General features: G+C 67.4%; 14 protein-coding genes. 5 read left to right on the top strand and 9 right to left on the bottom strand.

What is annotated here, in order from left to right; translation table 11 throughout:
* Positions 1-94: 94 nt before the first annotated feature.
* Positions 95-1,054 (bottom strand): DUF389 domain-containing protein, encoded by a 960-nt coding sequence (locus AC0QU1_RS03445; RefSeq protein WP_483576623.1) that lies wholly within the window; start codon positions 1,052-1,054, stop codon positions 95-97.
* Positions 1,055-1,116: 62 nt separating this feature from the next.
* Entirely contained in the window at positions 1,117-2,520 is a 1,404-nt protein-coding gene (gene chrA / locus AC0QU1_RS03440; RefSeq protein WP_483574353.1) for a chromate efflux transporter, read from the bottom strand.
* 187 nt (positions 2,521-2,707) lie between these two features.
* Between chrA and AC0QU1_RS03435 the strand changes: the two genes are divergently transcribed.
* Both AC0QU1_RS03435 and AC0QU1_RS03430 read left to right on the top strand, forming a co-directional pair.
* Positions 2,708-2,929: a hypothetical protein gene (locus AC0QU1_RS03435; RefSeq protein ID WP_483574351.1), complete on the top strand. Its 222-nt coding sequence runs from the start codon at positions 2,708-2,710 to the stop codon at positions 2,927-2,929.
* 73 nt (positions 2,930-3,002) lie between these two features.
* Complete coding sequence (locus AC0QU1_RS03430; RefSeq protein WP_483574349.1) at positions 3,003-3,395, top strand: BlaI/MecI/CopY family transcriptional regulator; 393 nt, start codon at positions 3,003-3,005, stop codon at positions 3,393-3,395.
* A 148-nt stretch (positions 3,396-3,543) separates the two neighbouring features.
* On the opposite strand, the gene AC0QU1_RS03425 is transcribed toward AC0QU1_RS03430, so the two are convergent.
* From AC0QU1_RS03425 to AC0QU1_RS03415, 3 genes are all read right to left on the bottom strand, one after another.
* Positions 3,544-4,143: a DUF5134 domain-containing protein gene (locus tag AC0QU1_RS03425; protein WP_483574348.1), complete on the bottom strand. Its 600-nt coding sequence runs from the start codon at positions 4,141-4,143 to the stop codon at positions 3,544-3,546.
* 55 nt (positions 4,144-4,198) lie between these two features.
* A complete protein-coding gene (locus tag AC0QU1_RS03420; protein WP_483574346.1) occupies positions 4,199-4,786 on the bottom strand; it encodes an HD domain-containing protein in 588 nt (195 codons plus the stop codon).
* 398 nt (positions 4,787-5,184) lie between these two features.
* Positions 5,185-7,278, bottom strand: coding sequence for a hypothetical protein (locus tag AC0QU1_RS03415; protein WP_483574344.1), 2,094 nt, complete (start codon positions 7,276-7,278; stop codon positions 5,185-5,187).
* 178 nt (positions 7,279-7,456) lie between these two features.
* Between AC0QU1_RS03415 and AC0QU1_RS03410 the strand changes: the two genes are divergently transcribed.
* Positions 7,457-8,341, top strand: coding sequence for a hypothetical protein (locus AC0QU1_RS03410; protein ID WP_483574342.1), 885 nt, complete (start codon positions 7,457-7,459; stop codon positions 8,339-8,341).
* A 204-nt stretch (positions 8,342-8,545) separates the two neighbouring features.
* Here the strand turns inward: AC0QU1_RS03410 and AC0QU1_RS03405 are convergent, their stop codons facing one another.
* The 3 genes from AC0QU1_RS03405 to AC0QU1_RS03395 form a co-directional block, all read right to left on the bottom strand.
* Entirely contained in the window at positions 8,546-8,884 is a 339-nt protein-coding gene (locus AC0QU1_RS03405; RefSeq protein WP_483574340.1) for a hypothetical protein, read from the bottom strand.
* Between the two features lie 93 nt (positions 8,885-8,977).
* On the bottom strand, positions 8,978-9,493 hold the full coding sequence (locus tag AC0QU1_RS03400) for a YxiG-like protein (RefSeq protein WP_483574339.1): 516 nt from the start codon (positions 9,491-9,493) through the stop codon (positions 8,978-8,980).
* Positions 9,494-10,017: 524 nt separating this feature from the next.
* Positions 10,018-10,479, bottom strand: a complete 462-nt coding sequence (locus tag AC0QU1_RS03395; protein ID WP_483574338.1) for a hypothetical protein — start codon at positions 10,477-10,479, stop codon at positions 10,018-10,020.
* A gap of 156 nt (positions 10,480-10,635) precedes the next feature.
* On the opposite strand from AC0QU1_RS03395, the gene AC0QU1_RS03390 reads away from it, so the two are divergent.
* Both AC0QU1_RS03390 and AC0QU1_RS03385 read left to right on the top strand, forming a co-directional pair.
* The gene (locus tag AC0QU1_RS03390) at positions 10,636-11,799 is read left to right on the top strand and encodes a hypothetical protein (protein ID WP_483574337.1); all 1,164 of its coding nucleotides are present in this window, start codon (positions 10,636-10,638) and stop codon (positions 11,797-11,799) included.
* A gap of 354 nt (positions 11,800-12,153) precedes the next feature.
* Positions 12,154-14,454 (top strand): hypothetical protein, encoded by a 2,301-nt coding sequence (locus AC0QU1_RS03385; RefSeq protein ID WP_483574336.1) that lies wholly within the window; start codon positions 12,154-12,156, stop codon positions 14,452-14,454.
* A gap of 164 nt (positions 14,455-14,618) precedes the next feature.
* Here AC0QU1_RS03385 and AC0QU1_RS03380 read toward each other — a convergent pair whose 3' ends face one another.
* Complete coding sequence (locus AC0QU1_RS03380; RefSeq protein WP_483574334.1) at positions 14,619-15,116, bottom strand: SAM-dependent methyltransferase; 498 nt, start codon at positions 15,114-15,116, stop codon at positions 14,619-14,621.

The raw sequence follows: 15,116 nt of genomic DNA, 5'->3' as shown, positions 1-15,116 counted from the left end.
TGCTGGTAGGTCACGATCATGAGGACGCTAGCACGTCCGCCGGGTTCCCAGAGCAGGCGGCCGCCGTCGGTAGCCGCCCGACGCGCGTCGTCGGCTACCGGTCGCTCGTCACCTCGGCGCGGCGGGCGGCGGACTTGCCCTGGAACCGCCACCAGGTCCGCTGGACCACGAGGCACAGCACCGCGCCCGCCACGATCATGGCCACGTTGATGGCAAACTGCGCCAGCGAGCCGGTGGTCTCCTCGCCGACGCCGTACGCGAGCGCGACGGCGGCGTTGCCGACGGCCGGGACGGTGGTCACGGAGATGAGCACGCCCACGAGGACGCCGGACCGGCCCGTGGTCAGCGAGATCATGCCGGCGGCTCCGGCGAGGGCACCGACGACCCAGCTCAGGGCATCGGGCGCCCAGATGAACGACGTCTGCGGCCGGTCGGCGAGCAGCGTGGCCTGGTCGGCCAGCCCCCACGCCTGGAGCAGCAGGGCCATGACGACGGACGCCGCGAAGCCCGCCGCGAACCCGGCCGCCAGCGTCGCGACGGCCCGCCCGGCGGTGCGCCACCGCCGTCCGACGAGCGCCACCGAGATCGCGGCGAGCGGGCCGAAGTCCGGCCCGACCACCATCGCTCCGACGACGAGGATCGGCTGGTCGAACAGGACGCCGATCATGCCGATGGTCGTGGCCAGGGCCATGAGCGCGAGGTAGCCCAGCGAGGTGCGCGATTCGGACTCCGTGCGGTCCACGACCTCGTGCCAGACGAGCGCGTCCTCCGAGAGGCCGGGGGCGGCGTCCTCCGCGCGCGCGGCGTGGTGCGACAGCGAGGTGTCCACCGCCTCCACGGCGAGGGAGCCCTCGCGGTCCAGACCCATCTCCGTCAGCCGGTTCAGGACCGGGGTGAGCGCCTCGCGGGCTACGTCGGCCATGACGACGTCGCCCGGCGGGTCGACGGCGCAGTCCGGGAGCACGACGACGTTGGTCGCGGCGGGGCTGGACCGGAGCAGGTCCACGACGTCGGCAGTGGTCGCGGACGGACTGACCACGCGCAGGTGCTGCATCACGCGGCAACCGTATCGGGGAACGGTGCCCGCCGGCCGGACCCGGGATGAGGCCCCGCCCGTCAGAGCAGCCCGGTGAGCCCGAGCGCGAGGCCGACGCCCGCGCACACACCGAGCGTGCGCAGCACCGACCAGCGCACCACGAACAGCAGCAGCGCCGCGAGGACCGCGATGCCGAGCGCGGCGGGCTGGAGCGTCGCGAGGTCGGGGACGCTCAGCCGCAGCGGCCCGGCGGCCCAGGCGCTCGACGAGCCGAACAGGGTGTGCGTGGCGAAGTACAGCGCCAGGTTGGCGATCACGCCGACCACCGCTGCCGTGATCGCCGTCAGCGCGGAGCCGAGGGCCTGGTTGCCGCGCAGCCGTTCGACGTACGGGGCGCCCAGGAAGATGAACAGGAACGACGGGACGAAGGTGACCCACGTGGTCAGCAGGGCACCGAGCACCGCGGCCGCCCACGGGTCCAGGTCGCCGGGGTTGCGGTAGGCGCCGAGGAACGCGACGAACTGCACCACCATGATCAAGGGCCCAGGCGTCGTCTCGGCCAGAGCCAGGCCGCGGGTCATCTCCCCTGGCGTCACCCAGGCATAGGTCTCGACGGCGCGCTGCGCGACGTACGCCAGCACGGCGTACGCGCCGCCGAACGTGACCAGCGCGCTGCCGGAGAAGAACAGGCCCTGCTGGGTGAACACGCTGCCGACGCCCGTGAGCAGCGCGACCACCACGACCGGGAGCGCCCACGCGAGGACGCCCAGCACCAGGATCCGCAGCGCCCGGCGGCCGGACGGGCGCTCGGCGTGCAGGGCGTCGTCGGGGATGAGGGGCGCCGGACCGTCGGCCTGCTCGCGGCCCGCGGGGGCGGCGATCCAGCCCGGGGCGTACCGGTGCACCAGCCACCCGACCACGCCCGCCCCGAGCACGACGAGCGGGAACGGCACCGCGAACAGCGTCAGAGCGACGAACGCGCCGACCGCGAGGACCATGAGGGCGGGGCTGGTCAGGGCACGCCGTCCGACGCGGACCACTGCCTGGACCACTATCGCCAGCACCGCCGGGGCGAGGCCCGCGAACACCGCCGAGACGGCGGTGGTGTCGCCGAACGCGACGTACACGGCGGACAGGACCAGCAGGGCGAGCATCCCGGGCAGCACGAACAGGCTTCCGGCGACCACTCCCCCGCGCCACCCGTTGAGCAGCCATCCGGTGTAGACGGCGAGCTGCTGCGCCTCCGGTCCGGGCAGGAGCATGCAGTAGTTCAGCGCGTGCAGGAACCGGCCCTGCCCGATCCACCGCTTCTCGTCCACGAGCGTCCGCTGCATGACGGCGATCTGGCCGGCCGGTCCGCCGAAGGTCTGCCAGGAGATGGCGAACCAGGTGCGCACCGCGGTCCGGAACGGCACGAGGTCCCGCAACGGCGCGGACGGTGCCGGTTCGGGCGCTGCCGGGACGTCGTGGTTGTCGGTGGTCATCTCGCTCCAGCCGTCAGGCGTCGGATGTCGCGTCGGTCAGCCCGGCCCGCGCGCGGCGAGTCTAACCACGGCGACGGGTTCGAAGGCAACGGGTCGATATCTTGACGTCTTGTAGAGATGTACGTGACCCTCGTAGAGGGCAGCGCGCGAGCCCCGCACCGTTCCGTTCCCAGCAGAGGAGAAAGTGATGAGCGACAACTCCCGACTTCTTCATGTGGCGACGTTCTGCGGCAAGTGCGACTGCGGCTGCCCGGAGCTGTTCGTCGACCCGACTGCCGAGCCCGAGCGGCAGATCGTGATCACCGACGACTTCGGACAGCGGATCCAGATGAGCCACGACCAGCTCGCGGACCTGGTGGAGCAGGCCCGCAGCGGCGCGCTGGACGCGGCGGCGCTCCAGCCGGCCTGACGCGGGCACGGGTGGCCGCCCGCTCCGAAGCGCGCGGCCACCCGTGCAGTAGGGTCCTGCCCAGGAGGGCAACATGTCAGGCAGGACTCGCGAGCGCGGAGAGCTGGAAGCGCAAGTCATGCGCATCCTCTGGGACCACGAGGATGCGATCGGGGCGCGGGCGATCCAGGAGGCGTTCGGGGACGAGCACGTCCCGGCGTACACGACGCTCCTGACGGTGCTCGACCGCCTCGAGAAGAAGGGGGAGGTGGTCCGGGTAGCGACGTCGCCCCGGAAGGTCCGCTTCCGGCCGACCCGTTCGGAGGGTGAGCGCGCGAGCGCCGCGATGCTGTCGGCGCTCGAAGGCACGGGCGACCGCGAGGGGGCGCTGCTCCGGTTCGCGGACCACCTGACGGCGCGTGACGCCGAGATGCTGGAGCGTGCGCTGCGGCCCCGGCATACGACGGGGAGGCAGCAGGCGGGCTGAGCGGACGGCGCCGTCGGCCGATCATCTCAGCCCGCGGGGCGTGCCGGACCCGCCTGACGGGCATACCGGACCGGCCTGACGGGCGTGCCGGACCCGTCTGACGGGCGTACCGGACCGGCCGCGCGCGCCGGGCCTGCCCGGCGGCCGGTCAGACGACGAGCATGAGCCCGCACATCGCGACCATCCCGAAGCTCATGAGAGCGCCCGCGAGATGGTCGGACCCGGTGGCGTTCCAGATCGAGCCGCGCTCGCGCAGGTGCCGGGCGGCGTCGACCACGAACAGGGTGCCGCCGACGGCGAGCGCCGCGCCTCCCGCTGTGGTCCAGGAGCCGAGCCCCGCGCCGTGGCCGAGGTGGTGCGCCTGCGGCGCCCGGCTCATGACCGCCACCGCCCAGACCATCGCGAGCATCATGGCCGCGTGGGTCGCCTGGGTCCGCGCGTCCTGGTGATGGTGCGATCGCTGGCGGACGGCGGCCGCGCCGTCGGGCAGCGCCTCGGTCGCGTACCAGCCCGCCGCGGCGGCGAAGTACACCGCGGCGGCGGAGAAGAGGGCGAGCTGGGGCAGCGCCGGGAGCCGGGACCACCACGGCCAGGCCATGGCGGCCATGTCGAGGTTCATGCTCAGGTGGAGCAGGTAGCCCAGGGCGACGAACAGGGCGCGGGTCGTGGCGAGGCGCCACAGGGAATGGGCGCTCAGGGCGGCGAAGAGGCCGGTCACGGCCCACTGGATGGCTGGGTCCGACGTCACTGGCGCCCCCGTGTTCTCCACAAGCCGTACCAAGCAACAGAGATCAGACTGTCGGTCAGGGCTGGGCCTGGTCGTGCCAGGTCATGGTGCTGCCGGCCAGGGCTGCGTCGGCCACGCGCGCTGCGAACGACGTCGTGATGCCGGCGCGGGAGCTGTCGATCCACTTCTGGACGTGCTGGTGGCCGGCCGCCCGGTACTCCAGCGCCTGCAGCAGGCACTCGAGCTTGTCGGCGTCCTTGGCGCACTGCGCCTCCAGGGTGTCCCGGGCCTCGTACTCGGTCACGGCCTCGGTGACCGACTTCGCCGCCGCGTCGGGCAGGTGGGCTACCTGGTCCCGCGTGATGGTCACGTTGTCGACGGTCCTGGTGAGGTAGGCGCGCGACGAGTGCGGGAGGTCGGTGGTCCGCGTCTCCTGGGAGTCGTGCCAGAGGCCCAGGTAGGCGGCGCGGGCCGGGTCGGCACCTTCCTCGGCCGCGATCAGCGCGGCGAGCTGGGCGACTCGGAGGCTGTGCTCGGCGACCGACTCGGGGTCCCGGACCCCCACCTGCCACCAGCCGGCACGGCGCAGCCGCTTGAGCACACCCAGCTCGTGCGCGAAGTTCGCGACACCCGCCGCGTCCGGGTCGGTCACGTCGTCGGTCATGCGGATGCCTCCTCGGTCGCGGGGGCCGAACCGCAAGATCCATGCGGTTCGGGTTCCGCCGAACCGCAACTTACTCTGACCGCGGCGGCCGAACCGCAACGCACCCGTGATCCGAGCGGCCGAACCGCAAGTGAAACGTGACGCGACCGGCCGAACCGCAAGATGTATGTGACCCGAGGGGCCGAACCGCAAGGTGCGGGTGCTCCAGCGCACCGATCCACGTGCAACTTGCGGATCGGCCGCTCGGGTCACATCTAACTTGCGGTTCGGCACCAGGACCACGTACATCTTGCGGTTCGGCCGCTCGGGTCACGTCAAACTTGCGGTTCGGCGTGTGGATCACGTTCAACCTGCGGTTCGGCCACCCCCCGGCCACTGCCCCGGCCCGCAGGAGGCGATCACCCCGTGGCGAACAGCGGCGGGTCCTCCGGATCCTTCGAGGCCGGCGGTTCGGCCGGCGGAGTCGGGGTCGGAGTCGGCGTGGGCTCCGGTGGCGGGTCGGACTGCTCCTGCAGCGTCCCGCCGCCGAGGAAGACGTCGCCCTCCTCGCCGTAGCTCACGGGATCGACCCGGGACTCCTCGACGGTCCGCGGCAGCTCCGGGTGCTCGCGCTCGAACCTCGCGGCTGGCATCGGGTCCTGCGGGGCCTTGTCCCACTCGACGCCGCCGTAGATCGGGTAGGTGAAGGTCCACTCCTCGCCGTTGACGATCTCGGTGCGCGTGACCTCGAACTGGACCCGGTTCCAGTCCTGCTCCATCATCTCGTCCCAGACGTCCCTGGGCTCCCATGCGGTGCCCTCCGGCCAGCGTGAAGCGTCGCCGCTCCTGATGATCTCGTCGTACGGGCCGGGGTCCGCCGCGTTGCGCTGCTTGACCCAGGCGGCCGCGACGCGGGCCTGGTAGACGCGGCGCAGGTCGGCGTACTTCGGATCGGTGTTCACCAGCTCCTCGACCACCGGCGTGATGTGCTCCTGCAGCATCTGGAAGTTGTGCTCCATGACCTCGTCGGTCGCCTCGCACGGCTCGTAGCCCGGTGGGTAGGTGGTGAACTCCATCCGCTCCTTGTTCACCTTGAGCGGCGCGTCGAGGATGTACAGCCGGTCGCCCTCCTGGCGGACCGTCGCGGGCGCGGCGGTGATCCACTGCCGGCTGCTCGGCCAGCACACGCTGCCGTCGGGGTTGGTCTGCAGCGAGTCCCAGTACGCCGCACCGACCTCGGTCTCGGGGTTGGTGAGGTTGGTGTAGTCGCGCTTCATCTCCAGGTCGGCCTCGAGCAGCACGCGCGCGGCGTCGGTGTCGCCGAACAGGGGGTCGACGATCTGGTCCGGCTGGTCCGGGTTGAGGTTGACCCAGAACACCTGGTCGGGCAGCGCGAGCCACGTGAAGAAGGCATCCGACGTCAGGTCGATCGCCTCCTCGCCGCCGAACGACGGGTTCGCGGCCTCGTCCGGGTTCTCCGCCGCATCGAAGGCGTAGCCGACGTCGCCGGTGCCCGGGTCCATCTCCAGGTAGTTGAGCTGGAGCGTCGACCAGTCGATGCCGCCGGGCCGCCGGAACCCGTAGTCACGTGCCCCGAGGTCCCGCGGGACGTTCTGGAGCTGGCGGGCCTCGGCCGCGTTCCGCCCCGACTGCCGGCCCATGTCGTCGACGACGCTCATGGACCCCCGCAGGTTCGGAGCCAGCGTGGTGCTGCCGCGGTTGGGGACCGCGTTCGTCTTGTTGGCCCTGGCCCGGATCTCTGTCGAGTCCATGCCGGCCTGCCGGATCGCCTCGCGAGTCGTCGCGTCGGGCGTCTGGGCGTGGACGAACATCCCGCGGGACAGGTTCCCGTTCCCGATGTTGACCTGGTAGTTGCGCGTCTGGCCGGGGGTGTGCCCAGGACCCGCCTTCACCTCGATCGGGAACCTGGTGGTCCGGTGGACGATGTCCACCCGGACCCGGCTGCCCCGCGGGCCGACCGTCTTCTCGCACAGCCAGTCGTCGCCGGTCAGGCCGAGCCGCTCGACGACGAGCTTGTGGAACGCGTGACCGCGGGCGTTGTTGTCGTGCACGGTGACGTACGAGGCGCGGTACTTCGGGAAGTACTCGTTGGGGTCCTCGATCTCGGGGTGCGCCTTCAGGTAGGCGTTCCACCGCTTGAACAGGTGCTCCTCGGTACCGACGGCGTGCTTCCGGTAGTCCGTGCCGTACTGGCGCCGGACCTCCTCCGGGTCGTCGCTCGGCAGCTCGGTGTTCCGCACCGGCTCGGCGGGGTTCTCGTAGTCCAGCGGCAGCTCGCCGAGCTCTGCGATCTCGTCCGGCGTCGGCATGGTGGTGCGCGGGTTGCTGGGCTTGGGGAGGTTGAAGTAGTCCCGGCAGAGCCTGCCGGTGAGGGGTGCCGCGTGTGCCGAGTCGGCCTGCGGCACGGTCACCAGCGCGAAGAGCAGGCCGAACGACATCAGGATCGCCAGCAGGCGCGAACTGCGCCGTCGAGCTTCGGTCGTGTAGGGCACGCGCGTTCCTCTCCGATGAGTCGTCGCGTCCGCACACGTCTCTCACAGCGGACGTCGTGGCTTCTGACAAGTGAGGCAACTTCACCTCCGACGGCCACCCGTTTCAACCCAATTCGGCCCTGGCCGAAACTTCGGTGATCCGCAGCGGCCGTTCGGCGCGGCGGATACGGTGACCCTCATGCGGGACGCGACCGATGCGAAGCTCGACGACTGGCGCGAGCGGCTCGAGCCGATGCTTGCGGGACTCCAGGACTTCGTCGTGGGACCCGACGAACCCCTCGACCATTCCGTGGAGTCCCTGCACAACCTGGAACAGATCCTGCTCGCCGAGACACCGGCCGGGCAGCCGCCCCGCGAGGGACTCGCCGAGACCGCCGGTGGCTATCTCGGGGAGGTCCTGCTCACCATCGGCGGGGGCGCCTGGGCGTGGGACCCGGACTCCGACCTCCCCGTCGCCGACCTCGACGTCGGCGAGACCGCCGAGCCCATGCGGCTCGTCGTCGACGCCCTCGCCCGACGCTCGGGCACGGTGTGGTCGGCCGAGTACGCACGGATCCAGGCACTGGCCGATGCGCACCGGGTCGAGGACCCCTTCTGGGAACCGCACCGCACGGACCGGCCGGCCCTCCGCACGGGACTCTCGGGCGCCGCACCGGCGGACCCGTGGCTCACGCGCTGGCTGACCGTCCGCGAGCAACGGTTCCCCGAGTGGTCCGCCGCCACCGGCCGGGCCGGCGACCTGGACTTCAGCCCGGACTCGCTGCTGCCGCTCGAGCAGGTCCTCCGCCGTCGGATCGCCACCAGGGACGCCGTGCGCGAGCCGGCCAACGACGACTTCGTCCAGGGCGCGGTCTGGTATCTCGGCGAGATCGCCCGGCGCCACCGCGGCGCGCACTGGCGCTACCACCCCGACCCGACCGGCACCAGCAAGAACCCCTACGTGGGCAAGCCGTTCGTCGAACAGGACGACGGAAACGACGCGATACCCCTGCTGGAGCTGGAGGCCGCCGTGCTGTCCGACGAGGACGGCGTGCTCCTGAACCGGTTCGAAGTCTTCGACTAGCCGAGGTCCGGCCCGCGGGCCGCCGTCACCGGTAGTACGGGGATCGCAGTCCGGACATCCGGCACGGTGTGGTGAGAGCGACGACGGCCGGGAACGTTGGAATTCCAACGTTCCCGGCCGTTGTTTGCGTTGGGGCCAGACGGCCTGGTGCGAACCTCTTGCGGACTATCTGCGGACTGCATGATGCGCATGATCGCGGTGTGGTCAGCGACGTCGGACGCGGTCTTGGTATGTGCGGACTGCGGCGGTGATGCTGTCGGCCTCGACGTCCCAGCGGCCCTCGACCAGTTCAACGTGGTTCAGGAGCCGCAGCACCGAGTCCACCTGCCCGAACAAGCCACCCGTTCGGCGGCCTGCAAGTTCGACGCCCGAAGGCGTCAGTGTGAGTCGATCGGACGCGGCGGGTTCCATGAGGCCGGAGGCGACCAGCCGCCCCACACCGATGGCGAGTTCCTCGTCGGTGAAGATCGCGTGGTTGCACGCGTCACCATAAGCGATCACGTCACTCAGCGCGGGCCCTGCTGCGCCCGCGACGGCGGTCATGACCCATGCGTCCGCGTGGGTCCATGCTGCTGGCATCGTTGAATCCGGGTCCTTCACAGTCGAATCCTCCCAGCCCGGCCCACCGTGGCTGTGTCATCTCAGCGGAATCTTGCCGTCGGGACCGGTCTCGTCGATGAAGAGGACGGTGTGGCCGGGGGCGATCCGGTCGATACGGAGATCGGAGAAGACGAGCTCGATAACGTGAGCGTTCGTCTCCACGCGCGCCGTGTGGAACGGGACTCCCAGCTCGGCCGACCATTGCCCCGCCTCGGTCGACTCCGGCAGGAGACGGATCCCCGGATAGAGGACGTGCCACCGCACACCCCACACGTACCCGTCCGGCTCGCCGGCCCCCTCCCATTGGGAATAGTCGGTGAACTCGTCGCCGAGCGACACCGCCCAGGCATCGCGGCGCACAGCGGTCGTGACGGTCGCACGAACACAGTGAGTGAACCGATAACGCAGGTGCTCCGGCGAGATTCCAGTGCGTGGATCCGCCGTCGCGTAGACGTAGAGGTCGTAGTCCCTCATGTGATCGGCGAAGCCATGGAAGATCAGGGCCTGGTCCAAGACCTCGTCGAACGAGTTCTGAAGGTGCACACGGTCCACGCTGCACCCTAACGCCCTGGAGACGAGCCAGATCCACGCGAACGATGAGCTGGACTGTACGCCGGGTTCTCCCGGAGGGTGTACCGGTATGTCTCGCGGTGTCCGCCGAATTGGTTGGGCACCGCGAGATCGTTGGAATTTCGCGGTTCTGCCGGTGCCGCGGTGCGTTGGCGAGGGTGGCGTGAGATGGGCTCAGACGGCGGTCATGTGTACCCGATGTGTACCGAGCCGCCCCCGCTGAACGCCGCCACAGACCTCGCCAGTAGGCTCTTCCCCCGGTCCTCGCCCAAGGCGCGCTGGCTCCGGATGACCGCGCCCGATTGGAGAGGGTGGCAGCCCGTTCAAGCCGGGCCGAGTCCGGGGGCGCCCCGTCATCGCACGGGGCGCCCCAAGCCTCTGGCAGCCCTGAGGAAACGACTCGCGAAAGACGCGAAACGGCGAACGCGCCAATGCGGCCGCTACGGCCTGCCCATGAGTTACGACCAGACTCGCATCAGCACTCAGGCCTCGGGCCCTCCCGCTTCCTACGCCAGTGTGTCTCCAGCGCGCCGCACGGCGTCGGCCGCATCGATGAGCCACCGCCCCAAGTCCGCCAGTTGCTCCGGCGTGAGCTCACGACCGTCAATGTCACCTAGGTTCGTACCGGGGTGGCTGAGAACTACCGGGTCGCTGTCTGCCTCCACGTACTGGAACGCGTCGATGGCCATGTACCGGCCTGCGATCTCGCCACTGCGCGCGACACGGCGTGCCCAGCGCCGGTCGGGGTACTCCCACGCCCAAGGGCCGTCGATCTCGTTCGCCCACATCGGTGGCGGTACGGCCTGCGGCGCCGGGAACGCGGGAGTCATCCGACGGACGATCTCTTCGGCCTCGGCCAGAGTGTCGCAACGCTCGATCAGGCGCTCGGCGACCTGAGTGTCGCTGCCCGATGGCATGCCGGCGACAAGACGGGCGCGCTCTGCCGGATCTATGACGCTGATGTCCATGATGCTTCTCTCCTTCATGTGTTAGGTGACTCGCGAGAGGGCGGCAGGTGTGTCTAGGGACTCTGGGAGTCTCGACAACGGGTCGATCAACGGGTCGATCGACGGTCCTCCGCCGTGTGCTGTCGCAGTGGCAGAGGTTCGCGTCACAATCCTTTCGTGACTGCCGATGACCAGCATTCCGAACTTGTCCGCGTATGGGCGTCGCTCTACGGACTGATGGAGCGCTTCCCGTCGTTGATTCGATGGGATGGCGTCCAGTACATGGACCTGACCGACATGGCGGACCGAGTCCGTGGACTGGCCATCCATCTCGACTCTGCGGTCCTGCTCGCCAACAAGTTCCGTTACGACTCGGCGCTGGCATTGCTGCGTACCGGCCTGGAGCAAACGGTGCTCGACTGGCTTGTGTTCCAGGGCCGAACGCTCGTGCAGCACTACAGCGGCGTGGACGAGGTCAAGTGGGACGAGTGGCAGGAAGCCCGAGCTGCAGGCGCGGACTGGACCAACACCATTCGCGAGTGGACGCGGACTAGAAAGGGGGAGGTCCGTATCGTGCGCGAAGGTCTGTACTCGGAGCCCGACGGCGACGGGAACCGCCGCCAGATCAGCATCTACTACTTCCTTCTTGAGCAGTACCGTCCGACGCTAGGCCCGCCAAGCATCCAGACCGAGGATTGGGCGATCAGTAGGGAGGAGCTTCGGAAGATGGCGAGCGAGAACCAGACGTTGTGGCGCGTCTATCTGAGGTGGTCCTCTCTGGTCGAGAACCTGAAGGAGAACGGTCTCGTCGATGACATCGACGCCGGGCGGCTAGCGGCCCACTACCGTTTCCTCAGCGGGTACGCCCATCCCGTCGTTGACCATCGTCGCGAGTCGTACGGGCAGAACGCTCTCCTCGGCTGGCCAAAGTACGACCACTACACCAGTGAACTCGTTCTGCTGTATGCGATCACACTGGGCGTTCTGGAGTTAAGGAACATCCTCCATTCACTCGATGGGCAACCGGTAGCAGGCCTGTCGAATGCAGATGAGGCTGAGCAGGTGCTCAACGCTGCGCAACTAGTGACATCGCACTTCTGGTTCCTCGGGACGCATCCCCACTTGTACGACACGTGGAAGGCTCACAACGAGGCTTGCTTTCGGGTGCAGCGGGAGTCTGGCACGTCCACCCCGTTGCCTCCGCAGCCTGCCCCAGAAGACGTCCCCTACCCAGCCGATCCGCTCCGGCGTCTCGTAGCGATCCACAGCGACGCTCAGGAGCTCATGACCGGCCTCACCTATGTCAGCCCTTGGCCACGTACTGACGCGCGCTTCCGCTGACACTTCACGCTGAGCGGATGTTGTAACTGAGTTCGAAGTCGTACCTGGCAGACGGCCTGGGCTGGCCACGTTGGGATCGTTGGAATCTAGCAGTTCTGACGTTCGCTAACCTCTTCGAGCCGGGCCGAGCCCGAGGGGCCCCGTGATCGCACGGGGCACTGCGAGTCCCCGCACCCCTGGCATACAGGCGTGACTGGACTGCACGGGGCAGCGATGGAAGCGCAGGACCAGGCTCGACATGAACGGGCGAAGGCGAAGGCGTGGCCTGTTCGGACGACGTTGACCAGCGGCCCCGGGCCATCGCAGACGCCGAACTCGCGAGACTTTCAGTGCGCCGAACCCTAGGATCACAGCATGGCACGGGAATCTGCTGAGCTTCGAGGCCGGGTGACAATTCGGCCATGGCGAGTAGGCATGCTAGTTGATACAAATTCGGCCGCCGAGGTTCGACTAGCGATCGCCGAATTGAGTTCTGTGTGGGGCGGTGCCTCAATGCCGATATTTGACATCAAAACGCCGATCGAGGAACTTGAGCGCCTAGGTCGAGCGTACGATGTCGATTCGCTATACGCCGACGTTACAGAGGGCGTCCTGGCCGATTTTCTACGGAAGCCCGGATGGCTTTGGCGCGGCCGTGGACGTTGGGGTCCGTTCGGCAATGAAGAGAGCCGTTCGATGCGCAAGCAACTACTGCCGATCGAAGCTCTCCTAAATCCGGAGGACTTGGTGATCCCACGGTGGGACGCCGAGAACTCAGATCTGTCCATGGCGGCAATTTGGGGTGTTGCAGACAAAATTACAACGCCTAACCTTCAGACGATTCACTATGCGGATCTGCCGACGGCCAATCTATCCCCGAAAACGCTTGTCGGCGCATTGTCGGCGACACTTATCCACATAAAGAAGCACCGACGCCCTCAACCCTCTGCTCCTGACAGCGTGTTTGTGATACAACCCAGCGAGCCCAGTAACGCAGTTGCATTCTGGAATCATCGAGCTTACGGAAACCCCACGATTGGTCTCCCAGCAGATTGCGAACGCGAACTCGCCCATCACTTGCTCTCGAGACTTGATTACGATAATGCCTCCGACCCCAACTCAGGCGGGTCGAAGCGAAGTCTGGACGTCTACGGAATCGACCACGCCTCGGCGGACGCGTCTGCCGCGATCGAAGATTATGCAGGCGCGTCGGGGCGCCCCGCACCGTCGAAACAGCTACCACCGCCGCCGCGCTTTCTCTTTCAGGGTTTGGACACGCCGTTCACGCGTTCAGTTCGATCCGAATTTCGCCCCGAAACCCCGTGGGTCGAGATTGACCTACCCCGCATCCCCCTGCGCGAGAGTTTGGATGAGTACGCTTTCGCACGAGGAGTGGTCGCAGCAGAGGTCGAGGTAGATGAGGTCCAAGGCCAAGATCCACGAATCACCGCAGCGATACCCCCTTTGCGGCGCCACTCGGCACTAGTCGACAATCTCTACTTTATGGAGGGGGTCCAGCAGGCCCGTACCGGATATGACGGACTTGTGCTTGGATTGGATGCAGATTACGCCGAGGTCCGGATCCCGTTCGCATACAACCTTGAGGTAATGAGACTATTCTTCGACGATGATGAGTGCGAGGTTGAACAGTCGGACGTAGGGAAATTCCAGACACGCGCCGCAGAAAAATTCGGAGGCCCGTTCAGCGGCGTGTTCAACCAACCTGGAGTTCGAGCTGCTGTGACTCTCGCCGCAGGCCGCCCTGTTGGCGTTTCACTCCCTCACTTGCGAAGAGTGGTCGAAGAAAAGCGGGGAAACTGGCCCGACAGCCTTGGGGGACCGCAGCCATCACCTCGGGAATATGCCATCGCTTGGGTAAATCGTTTGTTCAATAGTGGGATTTTTGTGCCTACGCTAAAAGTGCATTGTAGCGAGTGTCGGGTTGAAAGCTATGTGTCTGCGGATCAACTTGGGGCAACGATGCGCTGTGAGTTCTGCGGGCAAACGTTCAATCTGGCGCTCTCCCACGGTCTCTCTCGGCCCGAGTGGCGGTATCGATTGGCTGCACACTTGAGGGCTGACCAGATTGAAGCACTCCTTCCAGCGCTGGCAACGACATCACTGCTCCGCCAATTGCGCAGTAGCGCCGAATCGCCGCCGCTCGTGCTCGGTCTGGCGGTTAAGATCGGTCGTCGTTTGGTTGAGGTTGACGTAGCCACTTATATCGCGGATAGGCAATGGGTGCTCGTATTGGGTGAGGTCAAGGCCGGAAATCGCATAGATAGGCGCGATGTTGAAAACCTCGAGTTTCTTCGTGATCGACTCGGCGCCAAGGGCGTTCGATGCCTTCTCTTGTTTGCCACGCTCAAGGATGAATTTGGCAAAGACGAAGTGGATCTGTTGCGCGAGTTGATTGAGCGGGCGCCCGAAGTCGAGACTACGTCTGGCCAGACCGTGCCAAACCTGCCGCTCGTCCTAACTGGTTCGGACCTTTCACGGCACTATTGGGACGACGAACACCCATGGCAGTGGGAAAAGAAACATGGGGCAGGTCTCTTCGATACCGCGGCCGTCTCGTGTGAGCGAAACCTCGGTCTACGTGGATTTTCTTACGGGCGTGGGCAGGAAAATGCAGACGTTCTGTTTGACTGGGATCCAGTACGCGCAGACCAGTGAGTACCCTTCAAGCGGTCGCGCAATGCGAGTGGCTAACTTGTTCCTGGTGTAGCGTCGGCCAACCGGATCTCCTCGTCTCGAAATTTGTCGAGGTGAAGGATAATTGGCCACCCGTTAGCCAATGGGCCAAAGGTCTGTCTTGGGCTCCCTAGCACCTGCGGAAGTCAGGGCTGAAGCTGTTCGCCCCGGGCCGGGGCGAAGTAGTCACCAAGCATCTCCGACACCCACGTCGGCTGCCGTGTCTCGCCGCGCGGCCCCATCTCCGCGAACCACGGCTTGATGTCCAGCACCGGAGTCCCGTCGACGGCGTCAAGGTCTTCGACGTGGAGGTCCAGGCCGTCGATGGACAGGAGTCGGCAGCGCGAGACGCCAAGCCAGTTCTGACGGCGCATGTTCCGGTGCCCAAAGATCCCGACTTCGGGCCAGTCCGGGTTGTTACGCGGGCGGCGCGCACCAGGGTGGAGATCGGACTGGTCGGTCAGGTGGAAGAAGAAGGCAATCTCCAGGTGGGAGAACTCGTCGAGGCCAGCGACCGACTCCTCGGTGTAGGCGTCCGGGTCGATCCGGATGATCGAGCGGGTGCCGCCCCAGTAGTCGTCGGTCGGCTCGGTGCGACCACCGACGACGTGCGCGACAGGGGTCATGACGATGGGGTCGGTCAA

The sequence above is a fragment of the Promicromonospora noduliphila genome (genome assembly GCF_056951025.1).
Note: the sequence above shows the minus strand (reverse complement) of the source record. Positions and strands in the feature narration are given on the sequence as shown.

Excerpts from the sequence above, each read along its gene's own strand:
- AC0QU1_RS03445 (WP_483576623.1), bottom strand. The coding sequence starts at position 1,054 with ATGCAGCACCTGCGCGTGGTCAGTCCGTCCGCGACCACTGCCGACGTC.
- chrA (WP_483574353.1), bottom strand. The coding sequence starts at position 2,520 with ATGACCACCGACAACCACGACGTCCCGGCAGCGCCCGAACCGGCACCG.
- AC0QU1_RS03435 (WP_483574351.1), top strand. The coding sequence starts at position 2,708 with ATGAGCGACAACTCCCGACTTCTTCATGTGGCGACGTTCTGCGGCAAG.
- AC0QU1_RS03430 (WP_483574349.1), top strand. The coding sequence starts at position 3,003 with ATGTCAGGCAGGACTCGCGAGCGCGGAGAGCTGGAAGCGCAAGTCATG.
- AC0QU1_RS03420 (WP_483574346.1), bottom strand. The coding sequence starts at position 4,786 with ATGACCGACGACGTGACCGACCCGGACGCGGCGGGTGTCGCGAACTTC.
- AC0QU1_RS03410 (WP_483574342.1), top strand. The coding sequence starts at position 7,457 with ATGCGGGACGCGACCGATGCGAAGCTCGACGACTGGCGCGAGCGGCTC.
- AC0QU1_RS03405 (WP_483574340.1), bottom strand. The coding sequence starts at position 8,884 with ATGACCGCCGTCGCGGGCGCAGCAGGGCCCGCGCTGAGTGACGTGATC.
- AC0QU1_RS03395 (WP_483574338.1), bottom strand. The coding sequence starts at position 10,479 with ATGGACATCAGCGTCATAGATCCGGCAGAGCGCGCCCGTCTTGTCGCC.
- AC0QU1_RS03385 (WP_483574336.1), top strand. The coding sequence starts at position 12,154 with ATGGCACGGGAATCTGCTGAGCTTCGAGGCCGGGTGACAATTCGGCCA.